This window comes from Nocardioides sp. NPDC087217 (assembly GCF_044744805.1).
Lineage (GTDB): Bacteria > Actinomycetota > Actinomycetes > Propionibacteriales > Nocardioidaceae > Nocardioides.
In genome coordinates, this window is sequence record NZ_JBIUZB010000004.1 from 40,723 (window position 1) to 57,180 (window position 16,458).

Here is a 16,458-nt window from a genome sequence, read left to right on the forward strand (position 1 = left end):
AGCAGACGCTTCAGGGTGTTTGCGTTCGCCTGTGGGTAGGGTACGCATACTGACGGTCTGGAACTCTGGCGGAAGGAGCTCGGATGTCGCCGGAGTGGCAGGACTCGCTGGTCAGCTGGTTGGAGGACTGGGCTGCTCACGTCCACTGGCTCTCGCTGATCACCATCCCGATCTTCACCGGAGTGATCGGCTGGCTGATCAACTGGTCGGGCCTCTACATGCTCTTCTCCCCGCTCTCCTTCAAGGGGTTCCAGGTGCCCGGGCTGCGCGAGCTGACCAGGGTGCTGCCGCACAAGCTGCAGGAGGTCCCGGGCTTCGCCCAGGGCGGGATCGGCTGGCAGGGCATCATCCCCGCACGCGCCGCGAAGATGGGCTCGATCGCCGTCGACAAGGCGATCGCCAAGCTCGGCACGCCCAGCGACTTCTACCAGCAGCTCGGCCCCTCGGAGATCGCCACGCACATCGTGGAGACCTTCCGTCCGGAGGTCCCAGAGCTGGTCGAGCAGATCATGATGCGCGAGCACCCGCGGCTCTGGCGCGACCTGCCGCGGCCGGTCAAGGACGCGATCGCCGTCCGTGTGCAGGCGCAGCTCCCCTCGATCGTGCACAAGGTCACCGACGACATCGGCGTACACATCGACCAGCTGCTCGACCCGAAGCTGATGGTCATCGACCACTTCCGCAAGAACCCCGCCCTGGTGGTCAGGATCTTCCGCGACTTCGGGCAGCGCGAGCTCAACCTGATGGTCGCCTTCGGGTTCATCTTCGGCTTCCTGCTCGGCATCCCGGTCGCGCTGATCGACCAGACCTTCCACGTGTGGTGGCTGCTTCCCGTCCTTGGCGTGGTCGTCGGCTGGGTGACCAACCTGCTCGGCATGTGGCTGATCTTCGAGCCCGCCGAGCCGCGACGCGTCCTGGGGATCAAGGTGCAGGGTCTCTTCCCGCGCCGCCAGGAGCAGGCCGCGGAGGTCTACGCCGACATCATCGCCACCGACGTGATCACGCTCGAGCGGATCGGCGACTTCCTGCTCGACGGCCCCCGCGGCGACGCCACCCGCAAGCTGCTGATCAACGCGCTGATGCCCGCGGTGGACAGGGCGGCCGGGCCCTACCGGGGTGCGGTCCGGATAGCACTCGGCTCGGAGCGGTTCGACCGGATCAGCACGTCGGTCGCCAACGAGGCGGCGGATCGTACGCTGGTGCCGTTCCGCGATCCCGGCTTCAGCCGTCACCAGGCGGACAAGATCCGCGACCTGGTCGCGCGGCGCACCAAGGAACTCCCGCCGGGCGACTTCGTGGACATGATGAGGTCAGCGATCAAGGAGGACGAATGGATGCTCTACGCCCACGGCGCGATCATGGGACTCGCGGGCGGCTTCCTTCACCTTCTAATCTTTCCGACATGAGTCTCTTGGGCAAGGTCATCCCGACCGCCTCCGCCGTGGCCGGCACCGCGCCCGGTCTGGCGCGGGTGGCGGCGGGGGCTGCCTGGCACACGGCTGGGTGGGGGCTGCGCACCTCCGGCCGCGCCGGGATCCGGGTCGCCCGGGCGATGGTCGACCAGGACGTACGCGTGGGGCTGGTGCGGGAGACGGCCGAGGCCGTGGGCATCGTCGCCGGCACCGCGGCCCGGATCATGCTGCCCAACGCGAACCAGGTGATGGAGCTCTCCGACGCCGACTACGAGGCCGCCGGCCGCGATGTCGTGCTCGCCCGCACGCGGGAGGCCGAGGCGTCCGAGGACTCCCTGCCGGTGCTGCGCCGGCGAGGGGCCGAGCTGCTCGACCGGTCCCGCGACGTCTGGGCCGATGAGCAGGGCCACCCGGCGTACGCCCGGATCCTCGACGAGCTCGCCCCCGACGAGGCGCGGATGCTGCTCTACCTGCTTCAGGCCGGGCCGCAGCCCTCGGTGGACATTCGCACCGGTGGGCCGGCGGGCCTCGTCGGCAGCACCATGATCGCGCCCGGTCTCAACATGATCGCCGGACGCAGCGGCGTGCGCTATCCGGATCGGGTGCCGGCCTATCTCAACAACCTGTTCCGGCTCGGGCTGGTGTGGTTCTCCAAGGAGCCGCTGCCCGACCCGTTGGAATACCAGGTCCTCGAGGCCCAGCCCGACGTGCTCGAGGCGCTGCACTCGGTGAAGTTCGCCAAGATCGTGCGCCGCTCGGTGCACCTGACGCCGTTCGGTGAGGCCTTCGGCCGCACCACACTGGTGGACGAGGTCTCGGCCGAGTCCACCTTCCCGGAGCATCAGGCTCCGGTCACGGGTGGGGCGGACCTGCCGAAGGCGTAGGGATCGCCTCGGCGAGCTTCGTGAACTCGGGGTCGACGGTCTGCGGCGACACATCGGCATCGCGTTCGAGCATGATCCCGGGGAGCCGTCGCCCGGCGTACGCCTCGACCGCGGTCGCGAGCAGCGACAGCACCGGCGTCGGCATCGGGTGGGCGTGGGTGTCGATGTAGAGGCCCTCGCGCTCGGTGCCGCCGGCGACGTGCATGTAGGCGACCGCGTCGAGCGGGAAGCGGGCCAGGTCGGCGACGGGGTCGGAGCTGCGGGCGACCGCGGAGGCGTAGAGGTTGGCGACATCGAGGACGAGGCGTACGCCGGTGCGCTCGACGAGCTCGGTGAGGAAGTCGGGCTCGCTGATGGTGTCCTCGGGCCAGGTGAAGGTGGCCGCGATGTTCTCGATCGCGAGCGGCACCGGCAGCTGGCCCTGCGCGATCCGGACGTTGTCGACCAGCACGTCGAGCGAGTCCTTCGTGCGCGGCGGCGGCAGCAGGTGGCCTGCTTCCAGGACGTCGCCGTGCAGCGGGTCGGGGGAGCCGCTCGCCCGCACGAACGCGACGTGCTCGGAGACGAACGGGCTGTCGAGGACCTCGGCGAGCTCGGCCAGCCGGGTGAGGCGGTCCTCCGCGGGGCGGTCGGCGCCGGCCAGGCCGAGGGTGACCCCGTGGGCGATGACCGGGACGCCGAGATCCCGGACAGCCTGCGGGACCTGCTCCGGCGCGGTGTTCTCCGCGACCACCTCGGTGAACCCGAGACGGCCGGAGGCGGCGTACGTCTGGAGGAGCTCGGCGATCGCGGGACGCCATGCCACGGCGATGCCGGAGACCGAGGGGTTCACAGGGAGAAGTGTGGCGGATCGAACGCGATCGCTGTGGGGCCTTCCGGTATTCTGAACACCTGTTCTCCAATCGTTCAGCAACCCTCGCCGGTCCTGGCTCGAGGCCCGGGTAGGAGCCCCCATCTTGGCGCGCAAAGTCGTTCGTTCCATGCCGTTTCACCGCGTCGCGATGCGGTTCGCGGCATTCATCGGCGTCGCCGCGGTGACGGGGCTGGTCGCCTCCGGCATGGCGGTTCCGTTCATCCACCTGACCGGCGTCGCGGCCAAGTCCGGCGCCCAGGCGATCGACGATCTGCCCCTCGACATCGACATGGGCGAGCTGTCGCAGACGACCCGCATCCTGGATGTGCACGGCAAGGTGATCACGACCCTGTACGACCAGAACCGGTCCTACAAGGCGCTCGACCAGATCTCGCCGAACATGCCGAAGGCGCTGCTAGCGATCGAGGACAGCCGCTTCTACGAGCACGGCGCGATGGACCTCAAGGGCACGCTGCGGGCGCTGCTGCGCAACTCGGCCTCCGAGTCGGGCTCGGTGCAGGGTGGCTCGTCGATCACCCAGCAGCTGGTCAAGACGACTCTCGTCTACGGAGCCGACACCGACGAGGAGCGGGCCGCCGCGACCGAGAAGTCCACGGCCCGCAAGATCCGCGAGCTCCGCTATGCGATCTGGCTCGAGGAGAACCACGACAAGGACTGGATCCTCGAGCGCTACCTCAACGCGGCCTACTTCGGCGACTCCGCCTACGGGGTCCAGGCGGCCGCGAAGCACTACTTCGGCGTCGACGCCGCCGACCTGACCTGGGGTCAGGCCTCGATGCTGGCCGGGATGGTGAAGAACCCGACCGGCTACGACCCGACCGACTACCCGGACGCCACGCTGGCGCGCCGCAACCTGGTGCTCGAACGGCTGGCCCAGGTCGGCGACCTGCCGCGTGCCGACGCCGAGAAGCTCAAGGAGACCGAGCTCGGCCTCAACGTCCAGGACAGCCGCAACGGCTGCTTCGGATCCTCGGCGGAGTTCTTCTGCGACTACGCGCTGCGGTGGCTGCTCGCCGACAAGTCGCTGGGCGAGACCGAGGCCGAGCGCTGGCGGCTGCTCCAGACCGGCGGCCTGACCATCAGGACCACCCTGGACGCGAGCTTCCAGAAGGCGGCGCAGCGGTCGGTGAGCGGCCGCGTCTCGCCCACCGACAACGCGGTCGGCGCCCTGGCGATGGTCGAGCCCGGCACGGGCAACGTCAAGGCGCTCGCGCAGTCGCGGCCGATGGGGGAGAACCGTCGCAAGGGTGAGTCGTATCTGAACTACCTGGTGCCGAAGGAGTACGGCGACGCCAACGGCTTCCAGGCAGGCTCGACCTTCAAGGTCTTCGTCGGCGCCGCGGCGATCGAGAAGGGCTTCCCGCTCAGGCAGGAGATCCCGTCGCCGGCCAAGAAGACGTTCAACCAGGCGTCCTTCGCCAACTGCCCCGGCGAGGGCAACTTCAGCCCCAATCCCTACCCGGTCGGCAACTCGACCACGTCGGGCAACAAGAACCTCTACACCGGCACCCGGGAGTCGGTGAACACCTTCTACGTCCAGCTCGAGCGGTTCACCGGCGTCTGCGCCCCCTACACGCTCGCGAAGAAGATGGGCGTCAGCCTGACCGATCCCGCCCACGAGCGGGTGCCGTCCTTCACCCTCGGCCCGGTCGATGTCAGCCCGCTGGAGATGGCCGAGGCGTACGCGACCTTCGGTGCCCGCGGCAAGCACTGCGACTCGCGGCCGGTGACCGAGATCGTCGGCCCGGACGGGAAGACGATGAAGGAGTACGCGGCATCGTGCGAGCAGGTGATGCGTACCGGCACGGCCGATGCGATGAACGACATCCTCCGCGGCGTGCTGCAGCCGGGTGGGTTCGGGCAGCGGCTCGCGCTGAGCGTGCCGTCCGCGGGTAAGACCGGGACCACCAACAGCAACCGCGCGGTGTGGTTCAACGGCTACACGCCCAAGCTGGCGACCGCCTCGATGATCGCCGGTGCCAACTACGAGGGCAAATGGGTCTCCCTCAACGGCCAGCGCCTGCGCGGCGGGTACGTCGCCTCGGCGTCGGGCTCGACCGTCGCCGGGCCGATGTGGGCCGACGCGATGCGGGCGATCGACGGCAAGCTGGGCTCGGCCAACTTCGTACGCCCCGGTGCCAGCGTCGTCAACGGCAAGGGCGTCAAGATCCCGAAGGTCGAGGGGCTCTCCGTCGCCCGGGCCACCGCCCGGCTCAAGGCGGCTGGGTTCAAGCCGGTCGTCGGCAAGCGGGTGAAGTCGCGCTGGAAGGCGGGCACGGTCGTCGGCACGGTTCCGGGAAGCCGGGCGATCAAGGGCGCGACGGTCGAGATGCTCGTGTCGAAGTGGCGCGGGTGACGGGTGGATGTTCACCGAGGTGACTCGGTGGATGCGCGCTTCCTTCGTGGAGTTCCACGAGGTCGTTGACCGCTGACCGAGTTACCTCGGTGAGCATTCAGGCAGCCGCGCGCGCCCGAGCTGCTTCGACGGCCTCGCGGAAGGCGCGGGTGACGTAGTCGGGGACCGGGAGGCCGCGGTCGCGGGCCCAGAGGAGCTCCTGCTCGACCCTGGCCACGTCGGCGGCGAGGTCACGGCCCTCGTGGTCGACACCGAGGGTCTCCATGACGTCGCCGAAGTCGGCGAGCTGGGTGACGTTGTTGACCCCGACGGGGGCGAAGGAGATCCGGCGCATGCGTCTGACCAGCCACTTCTGCCAGGCGGCGAGCGTGGCCCAGTGGGCGCGGGCGGAGAGCTGGTAGAAGGCGTAGTGGCCCGGCTCCTGCCGCTTGATCGGCGCGATGACGGTCTCGGCGACGGCGTGCTCGCCGGTCTCGATGACGCCGTCGTGGAGCAGGTTGTAGGCGATCACCGCGGAGCGTTCGGTGGCCATGCCGGTCAGGTAGTAGAGCATCCGGCAGACGTCCTGGAACGGCTCCAGGTGAGCCAGCAGGCCGAGCACCTTCAGCTTCAGGCCGACGTGGTCCAGGTCGGTGGTCGCCGGCGGGCGTCCGAGGATCTGCTGGAGCCGGTCGAGGATCAGTCCGTGCTGGATCTCCTGCGGCTGCCACACCTCGGCATAGAACTGCTTGTCGACCTCGGGTGGGTTGGGAAGCATGGTCGAGATCTCGAGGACGTTGCGGTCGACCTCGAGCTCGACCCGCGCCATGTAGTCGAGCACATGGCCGAAGCGGGCGCCGAAGCCGGCCGGGTCGTTCACGGTGAAGTCGACCGAGTCCATCGGGATGGGTGGGTGCTCCTCACCGAGGCGCGCGACATGAGCAACGAGACGTTCGGTATCGGTCGGCATCGAGGCGGCTCCTGGTGGGGGAGTCAAGCAGCTCTTCCAGTGTGCCCGCACCGGGCGGCGTTGTAACGCGATTTAACGTAACCGAGGGGTGTTGGCCCCCGACACGTTCGCCGAGGCTCCGGCGGCTCGACCAGCGGGGGAGGGCGGTGGTCGAGACGGGTGCGCGGGCGGAGGTGCCGAGGCCAACACGTTGGGGGCCCGATTCTCAGGACGTGCTCGCTGTGGCCTCCGCGCCGGTCGACTCGCCGGCCGACTCGGTCGCGGCCGGAGTCTCGGTGGGCGTCTCGGTCGGAGCTTCGGTCGGAGCTTCGGTCGGAGTCTCGGTCGGAGTCGGATCCACCGTGGGGGTCTCGGTCGGCGTCTCGGTCGGCGTCTCCGTGGGCGTCTCGCTCGGTGACTCCGAGGGGGAGCCGGTCGGATCCGGGCCCGAGGTGGGCGACGGGACGACGGATCCGTCATCGCCGGGAGAGCCCGACGGCGAGGGCGACGAGGGCGTGGTCGAGCCGCCGCCGGGCGTACCGGTGTCCGTCCCGCCCGAGGGTGAGCCGCCTGAGCGCCGGGGCGGCTGGGAGCTGGGCGTGGCGCCGGAGAGCGGCTCGAGGTCGGAGGCGGAGGTGACCGGGATCTGCGCGGCCGGCAGGACGACGTCGGTCGGTGCCTCGAAGGTCCCGAGCCGATAGCCGTCGGCGATCTGCAGGACCGCCGATACGTACGCCTCGCTGTGGTTGTAGCGCAGCACCGCCGAGCGCTGCCCGGCCTCGGTGGACAGGTCGGCGGAGCCTGAGCAGAGGTAGACCGCGGCGGCGAGCGCGGCGTCGTCGACGTCCTGCGGGTCGCGGCGTCCGTCGCCGTCGGCGTCGACCCCGACGTCGGACCAGGTCGACGGGATGAACTGCATCGGCCCGACCGCCCGGTCGTAGACGAGGTCGCGGTCGTAGGTGCCGCCGTCGGTGTCGAGGATGCGTGCGGTCGCGCCGGCCCCGGTGAGAGGTACGCCGAAGATCCCCGGCGTCGCGACCCCGGAAGCGGACAGCGTGTTACCCCCGGCGCGGCCGTGGTCGGACTCGACCCGCCCGATGGCGGCGATCAGCGACCAGTCGAGACGACAGCCCGGGTCGGCGTCGGCGAGCACCGTCGCGGCCCGCTGGTAGGCGGAGAGCGCGGTCTCGGGGATGACTCCGGCGGCCGCCTTGGCGGCGAAACCGGCGGGCTTGGCCGCGAGGGTGGGGCTGACCTGGGGTATGGGCTTGACGGCGGAGACGCTCACCGGCGGCAGCAGCTCCTGGGCCGGCACCTCGACCGGCACCTGACGCACGCTGGCCGCGGCGTCGACGGGCCGGCCCTCCTGGATCGCATGGATCGTCCAGGCGGCCGTGGCGGCGGCGACGGGCAGCGCAGCCGCCTTCAACAGCAGACCGGGTCGTGGGGTCATCCTCGGTCACATCCTCGGGTCGGGCGGGGTGGGTCGATGTCACCGATCCAGCCATCATGTGAGCCCCGCCACAACGAGCCGAGCGCGATCCGGGCCGAGAATCCCCGAAACTACTCACGCACGTGACAAGTTTCCGGACCTCGTCACCGCGATCGTCCCGGCCGCTGCCGCGGTCACCAGGCAGAGCAGCGCGCACCCCGCGGCGAGCAGGATCGAGCCGGCGCCCAGGATCGTCAGCACCGCCCCGGCCACCGCCGGCACCAGTGCGACGGGCCCGGCCCAGCGACGACCCAGGACGACCCCGCGGCCGAGCGAGACCAGCTCGGCGACGCGCCGGACGTCGAGGTCCGTCAGCCGTACGCCGGAGCTCCCGCCCACGGCCAGGTCGGCCACCGCCTGGGCCTCCGCGTCCTCCGGGCGAGAGCTCACGAAAGCCACCACCTGCCCCTGCTCCTGCAGTTCGGCGACGAGCCGCTCCCGCTTCTCGGGGGCGATCTCGGGATGCCATCGCTCGATCCCGCAGGTCTCGGCCAGCTCCTCGGTCTCGCGGGAGCCGTCGTCGGAGACCAGCACCGGTGTCACCCCCGCGGACGTCAGCCGTGACACCGACGCCCCGGCATCCTTGCGCGGCTCGTCGCCGACCACGAGATAGCCCAGCGGCCGCCCGTCGAGCTCGACGCCGAGCACGGTGCCGCGGTCGGTGCGGTCGGCCATGCCGACCCAGGACGGCCGCCCGACGCGTACGGGGTGCCGGTCCACCGACCCCCGCACCCCCGATCCGGGAACGACACCGAAGTCGGTGACCCTGCCCCGCGATGAGAGCCGGGCGACCGCACGGGCGATCGGGCCCTCGGCCTCGTGCTCCAACGCTCCCGCGAACCAGCGCAGATTTCGCAGATGGTCGGGATCGAGCGGGTCGACGGTGGTCACCACGAGGCGCCCGGTGGTCACCGTCCCCCACCGGTCGAGCACCACCGTGTCGACCCGGGCAGCGACCGACCACGAGGACCGCGGCACCGACTCGATCCCGCGCCGTCGCCCGGCCCAGCCCGCGAAGAACTGCGGAAACATCGACCCCAGGACGTACGCAGCGACAGCACCGGCCACGAGAACGAACATCTCCATGAGCGACCCAGGTCAGCCGGTCTGCTGCTGGTAGCGGTCGAAGTCGCTCTGGTCGCCGGCGACCCACAGCGGCACGCTCGCCTTCAGCAGCAGCAGGAGCTGGGTCACGAACTCGGGGTCGCGCAGGGACTCCCCGAAGAGCTCGTTGATCCGCTTCCAGCGGTAGCGGATGGTCTGCGGGTGCACGCCGAGGACCGCCGCGATCGCCGGCGCACTCTCCCGGGTCTCGAGCCAGACCAGGAGGGTCTCGGTGAGGATCTCGCGGGAGTTGGCCGACTCGGCCAGCAGGGGTTCGAGCAGCTCCTGGGCGAGCTGACGGCGCATCACCGGCTCGGCGTGGAGCCAGATCTCGGTGCGGTAGGCGAGGCAGTCGATGACCGGCTTGGCCGGGATCACCCGGGCGTTGACCAGCGCCAGGGCGCGGTTGGCCCAGCGCCAGGCGGCGGGTACGTCCCCGGGTGGCACCGGCCAGCAGACCGAGACCCGCGCCTTGGGTGCCGCGGCCCGGACCTGCTTGGTCACCGACTCGGTGTCGTGAGGAGGGCACATCACCACCTGGGTCGGCGCGCGGCGGCGGGTGAGGGCGGTGGCCGAGAGGGCGTCGGAGGGGATCCGGTCTCCGTCACGGAGCTCGACCGCCATCACGGTCACCTTTTCCGGCAGCGCCCAGTCGCCCAGCGCCGCCTGCACCTCGATCTCGTCGGCGGAAGCGCCCGACAGCATCCGGTCGATCAGCCGGGCCCGGGCGACGTCGTTGTCCTGGTCCCGAGCCTCGGTGCCGGCCTCGAAACCCTTGCTGACCTGCGAGGTCAGGTGCTCGACGTACGACGTCATCATCTCGTTGAGCGCGTTCAGCGCAGCGGCGGAGAGCTCGTTCTCGACCGCCCGGCGGCGCAGCTCGTCCCAGAGCTCGGTGGTGGCCATGTGGATGCCCTGGTCGACGATGGCCCGGTCCTGGCCCAGCGCGGCGACCTTGAAGCCGACCTTGCGGAAGTGGTCGTCGATCGCGATGTAGGGCGCCGAACGCCCGAGGCCCAGGTCGATGAAGTGCGACATCGCGCCGTGCACAGCGGTGAAGATGAGCTCCTCGAAGCCCTCGGTCTCAGCCGGGAGCCCCTCGCGCAGGTGGCCGGTGATCTTGCGCGCGATCGGCCGCACCTCGCCCTCGAGGCTCTTCAGCATCCACACGGCGGAACCGGGAAGTCCGGGGGACTGGTGGGTCTGCGTCATCTAGTGCTCCGTCGCACGTCAAACTCCTTCGTCCAACATGCCCGAGAAGGTATCGACCACCATGGCACGTCTTTGCTTGGCGTGCCCCCGAAATTCGGTACGCCTGTGCCGTTGGGTGGCCGGATGGGCAGAGCCCGCCGGGGGCCGTGTGGCCACCCGGCGGACTCGGGGAGGGAGAGCTCAGCCCTGGCGCGGATTGGTGAGGTTGAGCTCGATGGTGTTTCCGTCGCCGGGGACGAGGGCATTGACCAGCCAGGTGTTGAGGCCGCAGTTCTGGAAGTCGCCGATCGAGTACGTCCCGGTGAGCCGCCCACCGGTGAAGACCCCGAATCGCTCACCCTCGGGCGTGGCCACGGGGATGGCCACCGGCTCGACGGTGCGGCAGAACGGGCCGGAGAAGGTCGGGAAGCCCACGACCTTGATGTTGGTGAGACGTACGTTGTAGTAGGAGGTGGCCTCGACATAGCTGCCGCCGCCTTCGGGGTGGGGCTTGAGCGTGCCGGTGGTGGGGGCGGCCTCCTCGAAGCTGACGTCGGCGCTCATCGGGATGAACCCCGCCGCCTTGAACTCGGTGCGGGCGCCGGGAAGCGCGAGCGAGCCGGTGAACGCGCCGGTCGTGGTCTCCAGCGTCGTGTCCAGGACGGCCGGGCCGACCGGGAGCTGCGACCCGGTCGAGGCGACGACCGTGGTGCCGTTGGCGTCGTAGAGGATGTCGAGAGGTGCGGCCTGGGCGGGTGCGGCCGTGGCGACAGCGAGCAGCGTGGCTGCGGCCGGGACGGCGAGCAGGCCGAGCCGGCGCTTCGTGAGTGTTGAGAGAGACATGACGAGATCCTTCGGGATGGTGGAACAGGGAGACGCGACAGCGGTGCGCCGCTCGGACGCACCGCTCTCGCTTACCGGCCTCAGCTGACGTTGACGGCGCCGTTCGGAACGGAGACGTTGTAGGTGCCGTTGAACGAAGCCGGATCGCCGACCGAGATCGATCCGAGGCAGTCGGAGACGACCGCCGTCACCGATAGGGACCCGTCGCCGGTCTCGTCGACGACCAGCCGCTGTGTCGCCTCGTCGAAGTGACCGTCGGCGGACCCGGTGACCGTGAAGTCGCAGAGACCGGTGGAGTCGGTGACTCGTGCGCTGATGCCGCTGATCCAGCCGTCGACCTGGTCGGTGGCGGCGGCGGTCACCGACGTGTCGTTGGTCTCGAGCTTCCAGGCGCCGCTGTGGGTGACCGTCAGCGGGGTGCCGAACTGTTCGGTGCAGCCGCTCCAGGTCGTCGACGAGATGGTCGCGAGATGGTCGGGGGCGAGCCCGCTCTTCCCGGTGCCGCTGTGGATGGAACCGCTGGCGCCGGCCGAGGTGCAGAACATCGCGTTGAGCGGGACGGCGAAGGCGATGCCGCCGACAGCGGTGGCGGTGAAGGCATGGTTGCCTGCGGCCGTGCTGCCGCCTACGGCGACGGTGTAGGGAGGGGCTGCGCTGGCCATCGCCGGCGCGGCGAGGGTGAGGGCGGCGGCGGCCGCACCTACAAGGAGAAGCTTCTTCTTCATCGAAGGTCGTCCTTTCATGGCGATGGAGACTGGTTGTCTCCGTCGGGCTCATTCACCCGCGTGGCGAATCCGGCTGTCGACGGCCAGCTACCCGAAACCACGAAATGGGGCGCCACGATGTCGCGTACGCGACATCCGATGCGGACGCCGGCCCGAGACTTGTCATGGGCATGACAAGTCCGGGGACCGGTTCCGACGTTTCCGAGCCGGTCTTGTTGCGTCCGCATATCCGCGATGCCACGTTGGCGGTATGCGACACACTCTGCAGCGTGCGGCGGCGCTGGCCATTCTCGCCGGCTCCGCCTTCGCGATGCTTGGTCTCGGGGCGAGCGAGGCGGAGGAGGGCCCTTACCCGGGGCTTCCCGCCCCGGAGCAGCAGGAGCTGCCTCTCCGACACGCCTCTTGGACCGGAGCGGCGAACACCTCGCTCGCCGACGTGGAGCGGGCGCGTCAGTGGATGCGTACGCCTCTCATGACGGTGGCCGCCGACTTCTACCAGGGACGTGTCGAGGGCTTCGACGCGACCAAGTACAGGCAGTGCACCAAGGCAGGCGCGAACATCTACTTCGTCGCTCAGCCAGGGTCCGCGTACAACTACGGCCAGACGCCAGACATCGTCGTTCGCACGGTCACCTTCGGCGCCGTCCCGGTCGAGGCGACCGTACGCCTGGAACAGGAGAGAGCTGACGGGCTCCCTGTGCCGATCAAGCTCGAGACCTTGACGTGCGCCCGGCTTCCCCCGTTCGGGGTCGAGGTTCCAGACAGCCCGGTCAAGGGCCGGGTCAGTACGCGCGTGATGTCGGTGCGCGTCGACGGAGTATCGCTGCCCTTCCAAGGAGAGTGCCGAACCCGGGAGTCGGGAGTCCTGGACCTGTCCGGGGAGGGGTATCTGATGGGGTGGGATGGAAGCCAGAACGTACCGGCGCGCGTGCAGCCAGATCTGTGGAACGAAGGCCTCTTCAACCTCAGCCCGGGCGGCCTCCTCGCGGGTACCGTCGACGTGCCCCCGTTCTCGGGGTGCGTCACCACCAGCGGGGACGACCTTTCCAGCTTGCTGACGGCAACCGTTTCGGGCGAAGGATTCCCGTTGCGCACCTATCAGGGTGGTGTTCTCGGCTGCACGGTGCCGAACCCTGGCGGTAAGAACCTGCCGCCTGCGCCTGGCGCATCGACCCCCGAGTCCGTCCCGTGCCGCATGGACGTACTGCCTCCGCAGGTTCCCCCGCTCCCGGAGATCCCCACGAGTGGTCAGTGACGACCACCGAATTTGTCACGTGCGTGACAACTCAGAGGCGTTTGTGCACTGATCGGGCCTTCCTGCACTGGTCGATCAGCTCGATGTCCTCTGTGATGAGCGTCACTGAGTGACGCCGGCCTGACGAAGCACAGTGCTCCCGCGGGCCGGGGATCGAGGGGAGAAGTCGTAGATCCATGAGTCCGACGCAGAGCCAGACGACGACCGCCGGAACGCGTGTCCCGCGCCCACGACTGCCACGCCGAAGCGCCTCTCGGCAGCTCGCCGAGAAGATCCATGCCCCGCACGTCTCGCCTACGGAGTGCGCGGTCATCCGCAGGGTCGGCCGCGGGCTGGTCCCGCAGATCACCGACGAGATCCTGCGCCAGGTCGCCGCCTACTCCCGACATCCCACCCAGCGGCGTCGGGATTTGATCACGAAGGCCGTCGCCAGCGCCGTGGAGCTCTATGCCGACGTGGTCGAGAAGATCCCGTCCGACCCGGAGACGGTGTCGGCGATGTACTTCGGGATGGGGAAGGGAGAGGCGCTGGCCGAACGGAGCCTCGACGGGTTCCGGGCGGCCGTCGACCTGGCCACCCACCGGGCGGCCGAGGCGATCCGTCACGAGGCCGAGGGGCTGGTCCCCGACGACGTCCGCGGGACACTGTGCGGCTCCCTGCTCGCCTACATGGGGATCCTGCTCGACGACGTCGCCCGCGGGTACGCGGCCGGGGTCCGTGACCGCGAGGCGGATCCGTGCTGGATCCGGCGCCGGCTCGTTCGCGGTCTCGCCGGTGCGGCGGACGCCGAGGTGATCGATGGTCTCGCCGCGCGCGTCGGCTGGCAGCTGCCGCCGGCGGTGGTGGTCTGCTCGGTCGACACCATCATCCCGCTGGACTCGGTCGAGCCATCTGCCGAGCACCCGGTCGAGCTGCCCGGCGGGTGCGCGTGGGACACCGCCGGCCGACGCGCCCTGGTGATCACCGACCCGGCCGACGTCGACGCCGTCAGCGCGGTGATGCGGGGGTGGCCGCGTACCGGCTCTGTCTTCGTGACCGTGCCGGTGCCGCTGGCCGACGTGCCGGCCGCGATCCGCTGGACGGAACGCGCCCGGGACCTCGTCGAGTCCGGGATGATCCCCGCGGACCCGGTGGTGCGCTGCGCGGACCACCACGTCGCCCTGCTGCTCAACGCCGACCCCACGCTCTCGCGCTGGGAGGCGAGCGAAGCCCTCGCGCCGCTGGAGGCGTTCAAGGACGAGCACCGACGGGCGATGCTGCGTACGCTGCGGCTCTGGTTGCTCACCGGCGCGAACGCTCCGGCGCTGGCCGCCGAGCTCGGCATCCACGAGCACACGGTCCGCAACCACAAGCTCCGGTTGCGAGCCGCCTTCGGCAGCCGCCTCCAGGACCCCGAGTTCGTCACCCTGCTCCTCTTCGCGCTCGGCGCGCGCGAGAGTTCGGCGCTGGACTGGGTCGAGCTCGAGCGCTGCGGTTGAGAGCTTCGAGGGCAATTTGTCATGCGCGTGACAAAACCCGGCCCGCATTTGTCGGGCGGCTCGATTTCCTCTCCCGTGTGACCGGTGCCACACGTACCGTCCGGGTCGAAGCACACCCCACAACGGCAGATCAGGAGGTCCCGCGATGGGCGGAACCGTGGAGGTCACCGGGCTCACCAAGAGCTTCGGGTCCCAGAACATCTGGAGCGACGTGACCCTCACGCTGCCCCAGGGCGAGATCACCGCGCTGCTGGGGCCCTCGGGCACCGGCAAGTCGGTGTTCCTGAAGTCGCTGATGGGGCTGCTGCGTCCGGAGGCCGGGGTCTGCCTGGTCGACGGGGTCGACATGGTCAAGGCGCGGGAGTCCCAGCGGCAGGAGCTGCGCAAGCGGTTCGGGGTGCTCTTCCAGGACGGTGCGCTCTTCGGCTCGATGAGCGTCTTCGACAACGTCGCCTTCCCGCTGCGCGCGCACACTCGGAAGCGCGAGGCGGAGGTCAAGCAGATCGCATGCGACAAGCTCGACCTGGTCGGGCTGATGGGGCAGGAGCACAAGCTGCCCGGTGAGATCTCCGGCGGGATGCGCAAGCGCGCCGGTCTGGCCCGCTCGCTGGTCACCGAGCCCTCGATCATCCTGTGCGACGAGCCCGACTCGGGGCTCGACCCGGTGCGTACGGCCAACCTCGCCCAGCTGCTGGTCGATGTCAACGCGGCCACCGACGCGACGATGCTGGTGGTCACCCACAACATCGAGCTGGCACGTACGCTGCCGGACAACCTCGGCATGCTCTACCGCCGCCGCCTGGTGATGTACGGCCCGCGCGAGGAGTTCCTGCTCACCGACCACCCGGTCGTCTCCCAGTTCATGAGCGGCGACCCGATCGGGCCGATCGGGATGAGCGAGGAGACCGACCACGGGGTCAACGACGACTACGTCGAGGGCGAGGCCTACTACCCGTCCGGAGGCGTGGCGACCGTACGCGCCGGAGCCCGCGCCATCGAGGTGCTGCCGCGCCAGCTCGCCCCGGCCAGCGGCGCACCTCGCGAGGGTGCCTCGCGGCACGCGGACCGGGTGGCGAGCGGAGCCGCGACGCTCTACACCGCCGATGACGACGAGGTCGACCGAGCCCCGGCCGCGGTCAGGACCAAGGATCCGGTCAGCCGGGGGCTCGACCAGGTCGGGGCGCTCTTCGCACTGGGCCTGGACACCTTCCGGGCGGCGCTCCGCAGACCGTTCGCGGCCCGCGAGCTGCTCGACCAGTTCTGGTTCGTCACCTCGGTCTCCTGGATCCCGGCGATGCTGGTCGCGATCCCGTTCGGGGCGGTGATCGCGCTGCAGCTCGGCACCCTGACGGTCCAGATCGGGGCGCAGTCGTTCACCGGCGCCGCCTCGGTGCTCGCCGTCGTGCAGCAGGCGGCGCCGATCGTGACCTCCCTGGTGATCGCGGGGGCGGGCGGAGCGGCGATCTGCGCCGACCTGGGGTCCCGGACGATCCGCGACGAGATCGACGCGATGCGGGTGATCGCGGTCGATCCGATCCAGGCGCTCGTGGTGCCACGCGTGCTCGCCTGCGTGCTCGCGGCGGTGCTGCTCAACGGCCTGGTGAGCGTCGTCGGCGTCCTCGGCGGCTACTTCTTCAACGTCATCATCCAGGGCGGGACGCCCGGGGCGTACCTCTCCTCCTTCACCGCCCTCGCCCAGCTCTCCGACCTGTGGGTGGGCGAGCTCAAGGCGGTGCTCTTCGGGCTCATCGCCGGACTCGTTGCCGCCTACCAGGGGCTCAACACCAAGCCCGGGCCGAAGGGGGTGGGGGAGGCGGTCAACCAGTCGGTCGTCGTCACCTTCCTGCTCCTCTTCTTCGTCAACTTCGTGATCACGACGCTCTACCTCGAGCTCGTGCCCGGGAAGGGGGCCTGAG

At 70.0% G+C, this 16,458-nt stretch carries 13 protein-coding genes and 1 pseudogene; 7 read left to right on the forward strand and 7 right to left on the reverse strand.

Going from position 1 to position 16,458, the window contains the following annotated elements:
* Positions 1-83: 83 nt before the first annotated feature.
* A complete protein-coding gene (locus ACIO3S_RS18270; protein WP_160026624.1) occupies positions 84-1,406 on the forward strand; it encodes a hypothetical protein in 1,323 nt (440 codons plus the stop codon).
* Entirely contained in the window at positions 1,403-2,296 is an 894-nt protein-coding gene (locus ACIO3S_RS18275; RefSeq protein WP_400466550.1) for an Abi-alpha family protein, read from the forward strand. Before ACIO3S_RS18270 ends, ACIO3S_RS18275 begins: the two co-directional genes overlap by 4 nt.
* On the opposite strand, the gene ACIO3S_RS18280 is transcribed toward ACIO3S_RS18275, so the two are convergent.
* The gene (locus ACIO3S_RS18280) at positions 2,265-3,128 is read right to left on the reverse strand and encodes a DUF692 domain-containing protein (protein WP_400466553.1); all 864 of its coding nucleotides are present in this window, start codon (positions 3,126-3,128) and stop codon (positions 2,265-2,267) included. The genes ACIO3S_RS18275 and ACIO3S_RS18280 overlap by 32 nt on opposite strands.
* Before the next feature lie 148 nt (positions 3,129-3,276).
* On the opposite strand from ACIO3S_RS18280, the gene ACIO3S_RS18285 reads away from it, so the two are divergent.
* Entirely contained in the window at positions 3,277-5,526 is a 2,250-nt protein-coding gene (locus ACIO3S_RS18285) for a transglycosylase domain-containing protein (RefSeq protein ID WP_400466556.1), read from the forward strand.
* A gap of 97 nt (positions 5,527-5,623) precedes the next feature.
* Here ACIO3S_RS18285 and ACIO3S_RS18290 read toward each other — a convergent pair whose 3' ends face one another.
* The 6 genes from ACIO3S_RS18290 to ACIO3S_RS18315 form a co-directional block, all read right to left on the reverse strand.
* A complete protein-coding gene (locus tag ACIO3S_RS18290; protein ID WP_400466559.1) occupies positions 5,624-6,475 on the reverse strand; it encodes a GTP-binding protein LepA in 852 nt (283 codons plus the stop codon).
* A gap of 205 nt (positions 6,476-6,680) precedes the next feature.
* Positions 6,681-7,907, reverse strand: coding sequence for a lytic transglycosylase domain-containing protein (locus ACIO3S_RS18295; RefSeq protein ID WP_400466562.1), 1,227 nt, complete (start codon positions 7,905-7,907; stop codon positions 6,681-6,683).
* A 114-nt stretch (positions 7,908-8,021) separates the two neighbouring features.
* Entirely contained in the window at positions 8,022-9,026 is a 1,005-nt protein-coding gene (locus ACIO3S_RS18300) for an HAD family hydrolase (protein ID WP_400466565.1), read from the reverse strand.
* Positions 9,027-9,044: 18 nt separating this feature from the next.
* On the reverse strand, positions 9,045-10,262 hold the full coding sequence (locus tag ACIO3S_RS18305; protein WP_160026628.1) for a helix-turn-helix domain-containing protein: 1,218 nt from the start codon (positions 10,260-10,262) through the stop codon (positions 9,045-9,047).
* A gap of 180 nt (positions 10,263-10,442) precedes the next feature.
* On the reverse strand, positions 10,443-11,084 hold the full coding sequence (locus tag ACIO3S_RS18310; RefSeq protein ID WP_400466568.1) for a hypothetical protein: 642 nt from the start codon (positions 11,082-11,084) through the stop codon (positions 10,443-10,445).
* A gap of 80 nt (positions 11,085-11,164) precedes the next feature.
* Positions 11,165-11,809 carry a hypothetical protein gene (locus ACIO3S_RS18315; protein WP_400466571.1) on the reverse strand — a complete coding sequence of 215 codons (645 nt, stop codon included), beginning with the start codon at positions 11,807-11,809 and terminating at the stop codon, positions 11,165-11,167.
* A gap of 250 nt (positions 11,810-12,059) precedes the next feature.
* Here ACIO3S_RS18315 and ACIO3S_RS18320 point away from each other — a divergent pair, with 250 nt between their 5' ends.
* The 4 genes and pseudogenes from ACIO3S_RS18320 (at position 12,060) to ACIO3S_RS18335 (ending at position 16,457) form a co-directional block, all read left to right on the forward strand.
* Positions 12,060-13,064, forward strand: a complete 1,005-nt coding sequence (locus tag ACIO3S_RS18320; RefSeq protein ID WP_400466574.1) for a hypothetical protein — start codon at positions 12,060-12,062, stop codon at positions 13,062-13,064.
* A 176-nt stretch (positions 13,065-13,240) separates the two neighbouring features.
* Positions 13,241-14,542, forward strand: a complete 1,302-nt coding sequence (locus tag ACIO3S_RS18325; protein ID WP_400466577.1) for a helix-turn-helix domain-containing protein — start codon at positions 13,241-13,243, stop codon at positions 14,540-14,542.
* A gap of 145 nt (positions 14,543-14,687) precedes the next feature.
* A pseudogene (locus ACIO3S_RS18330) lies at positions 14,688-15,131 on the forward strand (ABC transporter ATP-binding protein); the annotation flags it as partial.
* Positions 15,132-15,734: 603 nt separating this feature from the next.
* Positions 15,735-16,457, forward strand: a complete 723-nt coding sequence (locus ACIO3S_RS18335; RefSeq protein WP_400467539.1) for an MlaE family ABC transporter permease — start codon at positions 15,735-15,737, stop codon at positions 16,455-16,457.
* Position 16,458: the final 1 nt, after the last annotated feature.